This is a genomic window from Streptomyces sp. (assembly GCF_035563135.1).
GTDB lineage: Bacteria > Actinomycetota > Actinomycetes > Streptomycetales > Streptomycetaceae > Streptomyces.
The window spans coordinates 1-8,564 of the sequence record NZ_DATMVN010000181.1 but is presented as its reverse complement, the minus strand read 5'-3'; the positions used below and the strand labels follow the sequence as shown (position 1 = coordinate 8,564).

The 8,564-nt window shown below is 72.5% G+C and carries 9 protein-coding genes and 1 pseudogene; 4 read left to right on the top strand and 6 right to left on the bottom strand.

Going from position 1 to position 8,564, the window contains the following annotated elements; all coding sequences use genetic code 11:
* The 4 genes from ligA to VN520_RS07815 all read right to left on the bottom strand — a co-directional run.
* Window positions 1–1,077: NAD-dependent DNA ligase LigA (ligA, locus tag VN520_RS07830; RefSeq protein WP_325746123.1), on the bottom strand; the 1,077-nt coding region annotated here is incomplete at its 3' end.
* Window positions 1,078–1,124: 47 nt separating this feature from the next.
* Window positions 1,125–2,150 (bottom strand): methionine synthase, encoded by a 1,026-nt coding sequence (locus tag VN520_RS07825; RefSeq protein ID WP_325746122.1) that lies wholly within the window; start codon window positions 2,148–2,150, stop codon window positions 1,125–1,127.
* 33 nt (window positions 2,151–2,183) lie between these two features.
* Window positions 2,184–2,873 (bottom strand): SDR family oxidoreductase, encoded by a 690-nt coding sequence (locus VN520_RS07820; protein ID WP_325746121.1) that lies wholly within the window; start codon window positions 2,871–2,873, stop codon window positions 2,184–2,186.
* A gap of 51 nt (window positions 2,874–2,924) precedes the next feature.
* A complete protein-coding gene (locus VN520_RS07815; protein ID WP_325746120.1) occupies window positions 2,925–3,464 on the bottom strand; it encodes a TIGR00730 family Rossman fold protein in 540 nt (179 codons plus the stop codon).
* Window positions 3,465–3,529: 65 nt separating this feature from the next.
* Between VN520_RS07815 and VN520_RS07810 the strand changes: the two genes are divergently transcribed.
* From VN520_RS07810 to VN520_RS07800, 3 genes and pseudogenes are all read left to right on the top strand, one after another.
* Window positions 3,530–3,865 (top strand): DUF427 domain-containing protein, encoded by a 336-nt coding sequence (locus VN520_RS07810; protein ID WP_325746119.1) that lies wholly within the window; start codon window positions 3,530–3,532, stop codon window positions 3,863–3,865.
* A gap of 62 nt (window positions 3,866–3,927) precedes the next feature.
* Window positions 3,928–4,728 carry an alpha/beta fold hydrolase gene (locus VN520_RS07805; RefSeq protein ID WP_325746118.1) on the top strand — a complete coding sequence of 267 codons (801 nt, stop codon included), beginning with the start codon at window positions 3,928–3,930 and terminating at the stop codon, window positions 4,726–4,728.
* A 247-nt stretch (window positions 4,729–4,975) separates the two neighbouring features.
* Window positions 4,976–5,152, top strand: a pseudogene (locus VN520_RS07800) (MBL fold metallo-hydrolase); the annotation flags it as partial.
* 319 nt (window positions 5,153–5,471) lie between these two features.
* Here the strand turns inward: VN520_RS07800 and mnmA are convergent.
* The gene (gene mnmA / locus VN520_RS07795; protein WP_325746117.1) at window positions 5,472–6,605 is read right to left on the bottom strand and encodes a tRNA 2-thiouridine(34) synthase MnmA; all 1,134 of its coding nucleotides are present in this window, start codon (window positions 6,603–6,605) and stop codon (window positions 5,472–5,474) included.
* Window positions 6,606–6,666: 61 nt separating this feature from the next.
* On the opposite strand from mnmA, the gene VN520_RS07790 reads away from it, so the two are divergent.
* Entirely contained in the window at window positions 6,667–7,362 is a 696-nt protein-coding gene (locus tag VN520_RS07790) for a peptidoglycan recognition family protein (RefSeq protein WP_325746116.1), read from the top strand.
* Here VN520_RS07790 and VN520_RS07785 read toward each other — a convergent pair.
* On the bottom strand, window positions 7,355–8,524 hold the full coding sequence (locus VN520_RS07785) for a cysteine desulfurase family protein (RefSeq protein ID WP_325746124.1): 1,170 nt from the start codon (window positions 8,522–8,524) through the stop codon (window positions 7,355–7,357). The genes VN520_RS07790 and VN520_RS07785 overlap by 8 nt on opposite strands.
* Window positions 8,525–8,564 lie beyond the last annotated feature (40 nt).

Sequence of the window (8,564 nt, the reverse complement as noted above, 5' to 3'; positions counted from 1 at the left end):
CACCGTCACCGGCTCGACCTGCGCGTACGGCGTGACGCGCCCGGTGCGGCCGACGCCCACCCGGATGTTCACCAGCTTGGTGTTGACCTCCTCCGGCGCGTACTTGTACGCGATGGCCCAGCGCGGGGCGCGCGAGGTGGTGCCGAGGCGTCCCTGGAGGGGGATCTCGTCGAGCTTGACCACGACGCCGTCGATCTCGTGGGCCACGGAGTGGCGGTTCTCGCCGTAGTACGCGATGAACTCGCGTACGCCGTCGAGTCCGTCGACCACCCTGTTGTGCGGGGAGGTGGGCAGGCCCCAGGTCTTCAGCAGGTCGTAGGCCTGGGAGAGCCGGTCGATGTCGAAGCCCTCACGGGCGCCGATGCCGTGCACCACCATGTGCAGCGGGCGGGTGGCGGTGACCTTCGGGTCCTTCTGCCGCAGCGATCCGGCCGCCGCGTTGCGCGGGTTGGCGAAGGGCTTGTCGCCGGCTTCGACCAGCCGGGCGTTGAGCCCCTCGAAGGCCTCCATGGGGAAGAAGACCTCACCGCGGATCTCGACGAGCGCGGGGATGCGGTCGCCCTTGAGGCGGAGCGGGATGTCGGCGATCGTACGGACGTTGGGGGTGATGTCCTCCCCCGTGCGGCCGTCGCCGCGGGTCGCGGCGCGGGTGAGCCTGCCGTGCTCGTAGGTGAGGTTGACGGCGAGACCGTCCACCTTGAGCTCGCACAGGAAGTGGTGACCGCTCCTGCCCACGTCCTTCGCCACCCGCTCGGCCCAGGCCGCGAGCTCCGCGTCGTCGAAGGCGTTGTCCAGCGAGAGCAGGCGCTCGCGGTGCTCGACCGAGGTGAATTCCGTGGTGTAGGGACCCGCCACCTTCTGGGTCGGCGAATCCGGTGTGCGCAGCTCGGGATACTCGTCCTCGACGGCCTCCAGCGCGCGCATCAGCCGGTCGAACTCGGCGTCGTCGACGACCGGCTGGTCCTTCACGTAATACCGGAAGCGGTGCTCCTCGATCTGCTCGGCGAGGAGTGCGTGCCGCTCCTGCGCCTCCACCGGCACACCGGTGAGCTGCTGCGCCTGCTGTTCGCCGGCCATGGCCTGTTCCTCCGTTACCCCGTTGGCTTTTCAGCCGCTTCGACCCGTTACTCAGGGTTGTCCGCGAGCGACCTCGCGGCCCGGGCGCAGTGGGCGAGCGCGGCGCGCGCGTACGCGGGCGACGCTCCCGCCAGCCCGCAGGACGGGGTGATCACGACGGACTCGCTGAGAGTCCCCGGATTCAGCCCCAGCCTGCTCCACAACGTCCTGACCTCCTTGACGCTACCGCCCGGGTCCGACAATGGGGTCGAGGCGGCTTCGAGGCCGGGAACCACGCCGAGGAAGAGCTGGGTGCCGCCTTCGACGGCTTCCCCGACCGCCTCCTCCTCACGCTCGGTGAGCAGGGAGAAGTCGAAGGAGACCGCGTCCGCCCCGGCACGGCGCAGCAGCGCGAACGGCACCTCGGGAGCGCACGAGTGCACGGCCGTGAGTCCTTCGCCGTTGACCGCGAGCACCTCGCGCAGCGTTCCCTCGACCACCTGGCGGTCCACCGCGCGGTAGGTGCGGTAGCCGCTCGCCGACCTGACCCGCCCCAGCAGCACGGCGGTCAGGGAGGGTTCGTCGAGCTGGAGCACGACCTCGGCGCCGGGGACCCTGCGCCGCACCTCCGCGAGGTGGGAGCGCAGCCCCTCGGCCAGCGAGCCCGCCAGGTCGCGGCAGGCCCCCGGGTCGCCGAGCATGGCCTCGCCGCCCCGCAGTTCCAGTCCGGCGGCGAGGGTCCACGGCCCGACGGCCTGGACCTTGAGCAGGCCGTCGTAGCCCTGGGTGAACTCCTCCAGGGCGTCGAGGTCCTCGCCGAGCCAGGAACGGGCCCGGCGGGTGTCGCGGCCGGGCCGGTCGCTGATGCGCCAGCCGCTGGGCTCCACATGGCCGTACATCTCGACGAGCAGACCGATGGTCCGCCCGGTCATGTCCGCGCCGGGGCCCCGCGCGGGCAGCTCCGCCAGATACGGCATGCCCTGCCCGTCGGCGAAGGACCCGGTGACGGTCTTCGCCGCCTCCCGGGCGTCTCCCCCCGGCATGGACCCGATCCCGGTGGCCGCACTCGCGCTGAATCCGCTCTTCTCGCTCACGCGGAAAGCCTACGGGTCCCGGGGCGCGGGCCTTCAGCGGCCGGGGCGGACCGTCAGGTCGTTGATCTCGGCGTCCCGCGGCAGATCCAGGGCCAGCAGGATCGTGGTGGCCACCGACTCCGGGTCGATCCAGCGCGAGGCGTCGTACTCCTTGCCCTCCTGCTGGTGGACCTTGGCCTGCATCGGGCTGGCGGTGCGGCCCGGGTAGACGGAGGTGACCCTGACGCCGTTGCCGTGTTCCTCGTGGCGCAGCGAGTCGGCGAGCGCCTTGAGCCCGTGCTTGCTCGCGGCGTACGCGCCCCATTCGGCGTGCGCCGCGAGCCCGGCACCGGAGTTCACGAACACGACCTGGCCCTGGGCGACGCGGAGCTGCGGCAGCAGCAGGCGTGTCAGCTCGGCCGGGGAGACCAGGTTGGCGTTGAGCTGGAAGTGCCAGGCCTTGGGGGTGAGCTCGCCGACGGTGCCGAGCTCGACGACCCCCGCGATGTGCAGCAGCGAGTCGAGGCGTTCGGGCATCGGCTGCTGTCCGAACGCCCAGGAGAGCCGGTCGGGATTGGCGAGGTCGCCGACGAGTGTGCGCGCCCCGGGGTGGAGTGCGGCCAGTTCCCTGGCGCGCCCCGCGTCCCGGGCCAGCAGCACGAGTTCGTCGCCGCGCTCCAGGAGCCGGCGGGCGACGGCCGCGCCGATGCCGGAGCCGGCGCCGGTGATGAGATGAGTAGGCATGCCCTCATGCTCGCATCACCGCAGGCCTGCCGGTCACCGCAGGCCTGCCGGTCACTGCAGGCCTGCCGACTCCTCCAGGTGGGCGAGCGCGCCGACCGCGTCCTCGGCGAAGAAGACGAGGTCGGTGAGGGGGAGGGGCAGGAAGCCCTCCTCCTCCATGCGCTGGAACTGCTGGCGCAGGCCGTCGTAGAAGCCGGCGGTGTTCAGCAGGACGACGGGCTTGGTGTGCTTGCCGTGCTTCTTCAGCTCCAGGATCTCCGTCGCCTCGTCGAGCGTCCCCGTCCCGCCCACCATGATCACGATGGCGTCGGCCTTCGCCAGGAGCAGTGCCTTGCGCTCGGCCAGGTCCTCGGCTATCACCATCTCGTCGGCGTTCGTCCGCGCCTTCGCCGCCAGGAAGTCCACCGACACGCCGACGAGCCGTCCGCCGGACTCCTGGACGCCGTCGGCGACGACCTTCATCAGCCCGCTCTCCGACCCGCCCCAGACGAGAGTGTGTCCGCCCCTGCCCAGGAGTTCGGCGAACTCGCGTGCGGGCACCGTGTAGCGGTCGTCGAGATCGGCGGCGGAGAGGAAGACGCAGATGTTCATGCGGACACCGTACGGCGGGCCCCGGGCGCGGGAAGAAACCGGCCTGCTCCGCGGCTGAACCAGGTATGACCTCCCTCACAGGACACACGATCACCGTCGAACCCGCCGCCGTGCATGTGCGCGCGGTGCACGGCGGACAGGTGCTCGCGGAGAGCCGCCGCCCCCTGGTGCTGCGCGAAACGGGCTGCCCGGACCGCTACTACCTGCCGCCCGAGGACGTCCGCAGTGAACTGCTGACGCCGTCGGACACCCGTACGCACTGCCCCTTCAAGGGCGACGCGTCGTACTGGTCGCTGCCCGGCGCGGCGGACCTCGTCTGGGCCTATCCGGAGCCCGAGGAGCAGGTCGCCGCGATCAAGGACCACTTCTGCTTCTACGCGACGGATGTCGTCGCCGGCTGACGGCCGAAAACATTTCTCCCCCGGGGCGATGAGTTCCGCGGGGCGCGGCGGTCCACCCTCACATGGACAAGACTCTCTCCCGTGACGGCACGTCGATCGCGTACCGGCGCCACGGCGACGGGCCGCCGGTGGTCCTGGTCGGCGGGGCCCTGAGCACCGCGGCCGACGGGGCGCCGCTGGCCGCTCTGCTGGCCCCGCGTTTCACGGTCGTCACGTACGACCGCCGGGGCCGTGGGGCCAGTGGCGACGGCGCGCCGTACGCGCCCCGCCGCGAGATCGAGGATCTCGCGGCGGTCGCGGCCGCGGCGGGTGAGCGCGTCTCGCTGTTCGGCATGCTGTCGGGCGGGGCGCTGGCCCTGGAGGCGCAGGCCGCGGGGCTGCCCGTGGACCTGCTCGCGGTCTACGATCCGCCGTACACCCCGGGCGCCGCAGGCCTCCTGCACAAGTCCCGCTGCACGGCGCTGCTGCACCGGCTGCTGGCGAGGGGGGACCGGAGCGGCGCCGTCGAGCTGTATCTGTCCCGGACCGGGGTCCCGGAGGAGACGATCGCCCGTATGCGCCGGGCCCCGCTGTGGCCCGGTCTGGAAGCGGTGGCCCACACCCTCGCGTACGACGACGCCCTGCTGGGCGACGGCTCGGTGCCCGTCGCGAGATTCGCGTCCGTCACCGCACGCACCCTGGTGGTGACCGGGGGGTTCAGCACCGCGCAGGCGCGTGAGACGTCCTCGGCCCTCGCGGCCGCGGTCCCCCGGGCCAGGCACCGCACCCTGACGGGCCAGACCCGAGACCTGGCACCTCATGTGATCGCGCCGGTACTGGCGGAGTTCTTCGCCCGCGACGTGTTCGCACGCCGGGCGTCCTGAGACCGCCCCCGCGCGGCCACACCCGTACAGGGGTCGGACGTGGCCGGGCGGGGACGCACCGCGGTGAGGGCCTGACGTCCGGGGCGGCCGGGAGGAGACTCGAGGACGGGATGAGGAGCACGGAGCGGACGCCGGACCGCCGGCACGATCGGGGGCGAGGAGGTTCCGTATCTTCACCCACCGGCCGGGACGGGACGTCACCGCCCTCAACGACTGTCCGCCCGTACCCGGAATCGGCTTCCTGCCGGTGAACACCTTCGTGCTGCACGCCGCTGAGCCCGTCGTCGTGGACACCGGGCTCAGCCTGCCCGACCGGGGCTTCATGGACGCGCTCGGTTCCGCCGTCGGTGCCGACGACGTGCGGTGGATCTGGCTGACCCATCGGGACCGCGACCACACCGGTGCGCTGTTCGAGCTCCTCGCCGCCGCCCCCGGGGCGCGGGTGGTGACCACCTTCCTGGGTGCGGGAATCATGTCGGCCGAGCGCCCGCTGCCGATGGACCGGGTCCACCTGCTCGATCCAGGGCAGAGCCTCGACGTGGGCGGCCGGACGCCGGCCGGCTTCCGGCCGCCGCTGTCCGACGACCCGGCGACCGTGGGGTTCTTCGACACGGCGACGCGCACCTGCTCCAGCTCAGACTGCTTCGGGGCGCCGGTGCCCAGCGCCGGCCTCGCCACCTGTGACGATGGGGCGGCCGTACCGGCGGACGGCCTCCGGGCCGGTCAGCTCCTGCGGGCGACGGTCAGCGGGACGCTTCGGCCGTCTCGCGCCGCACCGTCGTCGCGATCGTGGCCGAGCCGACGACCCGGGTGCCGTCGTAGAGCACGACCGCCTGGCCGGGCGCCACGCCGCGGACCGGCTCGGTGAAGGTGACGGACAGGGTGCCGTCGGTCAGCTCCGCCGTCACCTCGGTCTCGCCGCCGTGGGCACGGAGCTGCGCGGTGTACGTACCCGGTCCGGACGGGGCCGTGCCGCACCAGCGGGGCCTGATCGCGGTGAGGGCCGTGACGTCCAGGGCCTCGGCCGGGCCCACCGTCACCGTGTTGTTCACCGGAGAGATGTCCAGGACGTAGCGGGGTTTGCCGTCGGGCGCGGGGTGGCCGATGCGCAGGCCCTTGCGCTGGCCGATGGTGAAGCCGAAGGCGCCCTCGTGGGTGCCGACCTTCGCGCCCGACTCGTCGAGGATGTCGCCCTCGGCGGGGCCCCCGAGACGGTTCGCGAGGAAGCCCTGGGTGTCACCGTCGGCGATGAAGCAGATGTCGTGGCTGTCGGGCTTCTTGGCGACCGCCAGGCCCCGGCGCTCGGCCTCGGCCCGGATCTCGTCCTTGGTGGTGAGGGTGTCGCCGAGCGGGAACATCGCGTGGGCGAGCTGCTTCTCGTCCAGGACGCCGAGGACGTAGCTCTGGTCCTTGGCCATGTCCGAGGCGCGGTGCAGCTCCCGGGTGCCGTCCTCCTTGAGCACGACGGTGGCGTAGTGGCCGGTGCAGACCGCGTCGAAGCCGAGGGCCAGCGCCTTGTCGAGCAGCGCGGCGAATTTGATCTTCTCGTTGCAGCGCAGGCAGGGGTTGGGCGTGCGCCCGGCCTCGTACTCCGCGACGAAGTCGTCCACGACGTCCTCGCGGAAGCGTTCCGCCAGGTCCCAGACGTAGAACGGGATGCCGATGACGTCCGCCGCGCGGCGGGCGTCCCGGGAGTCCTCGATGGTGCAACAGCCGCGCGCACCCGTACGGAAGGACTGCGGGTTCGCGGAGAGGGCGAGGTGCACACCGGTCACGTCGTGGCCTGCCTCGACGGCTCGGGCAGCCGCGACGGCGGAGTCGACTCCGCCCGACATGGCGGCGAGCACGCGGAGGGGGCGCTGGGAGGTCTGAGTCATAGCTTCACCAGAGTACGGGGCTCCGGGAACCGAATGCTCGCGGACAAGCGTTGAGCAGCACATGGGGAACAACTCAAGTGCCGGACCGCCGGGCAGAGGTCCTGGTCGCGGCATCAGCCGACGCACACTGCTGATCGGCGGCGGGGTCGCGGCGGCGGGTACGGCCGCTCTGGCCGCGGAGGAGATCCGGCGCGTCTGGTGGCGGGTGCCGGGTGTGGAGAAGCCCCGCAAGGCGGGCGAGCTGGACTACGCCCCGGCGAGCTGGATCGCCGCCTCCGAGGGCAACTGGCGGCGGGCCGACCGTCCCGACGACTTCGGCGTGGACCGGGTGATCATCCATGTCACCCAGGGCAGCTACGCCAGCGCGGTCCGTGTGTTCCAGGACCCGGCGCACCAGGCGGCGACGCATTACATCGTGGGGCAGAACGGCCGCGTGACCCAGATGATCCGGGAGCTCGACGTGGCCTATCACGCGGGCAACCGCTCGTTCAACGAACGCAGCATCGGTATCGAGCACGAGGGCTTCGTCGACCGTCCGCAGGACTTCACCGCGAAGATGTACGAGTCGTCCGCACAGCTCACGGCAGCGATATGCAAGCGGTACGGGATACCGGTGGACCGCGAGCACATCATCGGGCACGTGGAGGTGCCCGGCACGGACCACACCGATCCCGGACCGCACTGGGACTGGGCCCGCTACATGAAGCTGGTGCGCGCCGCGTCCACGGCCGGGGCCGAGGGGGCGCGGGCTAGCTGAGCCCTGCCGTCCTGGCCCGGTCGACCGCCGGGCCGATCGCCCGCGCGACCTCCTCCACGTCCTGCCGGGTCGAGGTGTGGCCGAGCGAGAAACGCAGCGTGCCCCGCGCCAGGGCGGGGTCGGTGCCGGTGGCCAGGAGCACATGGCTGGGCTGGGCGATGCCCGCGGTGCACGCCGATCCGGTGGAGCACGCGATGCCCTGGGCGTCGAGCAGCAGCAGGAGGGAGTCGCCCTCGCAGCCGGGGAAGGTGAAGTGGGCGTTGGCGGGCAGCCGCCCGCCGGGCGCCGGGTCGCCGCCGAGCAGGGCGTCGGGGACGGCCTTCAGCACGGCGCCGGCCAGCTCGTCGCGGAGTGCGCCGACCTCACGGGCGTGGTCCTCGCGCCCCTCGGCGGCGCGGCGTCCCGCCACGGCGAACGCGGCCACGGCCGGCACGTCGAGCGTGCCCGAGCGCACATGCCGCTCCTGGCCTCCGCCGTGCAGGACGGGGACAGGGGTCTGGTCGCGGCCGAGCAGCAGCGCGCCGATGCCGAACGGGCCTCCGACCTTGTGCGCGCTGACCGTCATCGCTGCCAGTCCGGAACGGGCGAAGTCGACCTCCAGCTGCCCGAACGCCTGCACCGCGTCGGCGTGCATGGGGACACCGAACTCGTGCGCCACCTCGGCGAGTTCGTGTACCGGCATGATGGTGCCGATCTCGTTGTTGGCCCACATCACGGTGACCAGCGCGATCTCGTCGGGGTTGCGGGCGAGCGCCTCGCGCAGCGCGTCCGGGTGCACACGTCCGTATGCGTCGACCGGGAGGTATTCGACGGTGGCGCCCTCGTGCTCGGCGAGCCAGTCCACGGCGTCGAGGACCGCGTGGTGCTCCACGGGGCTGGCGAGGACACGGGTGCGCCGGGGATCGGCGTCGCGGCGGGCCCAGTAGAGGCCCTTCACGGCGAGGTTGTCGGCCTCGGTGCCGCCGGAGGTCAGGACCACCTCGCTGGGGCGGGCGCCGAGCGCGTCGGCGAGGGTCTCTCTGGACTCCTCGACGGTACGGCGGGCCCGGCGCCCGGCAGCGTGCAATGAGGACGCGTTGCCGGTGACGGCGAGCTGCGCGGTCATCGCCGCGATCGCCTCCGGAAGCATCGGCGTGGTCGCGGCGTGGTCGAGGTAGGCCATGGTGGTGACGATTCTACGAGGCCGCGCCGGGGCCGCGTGC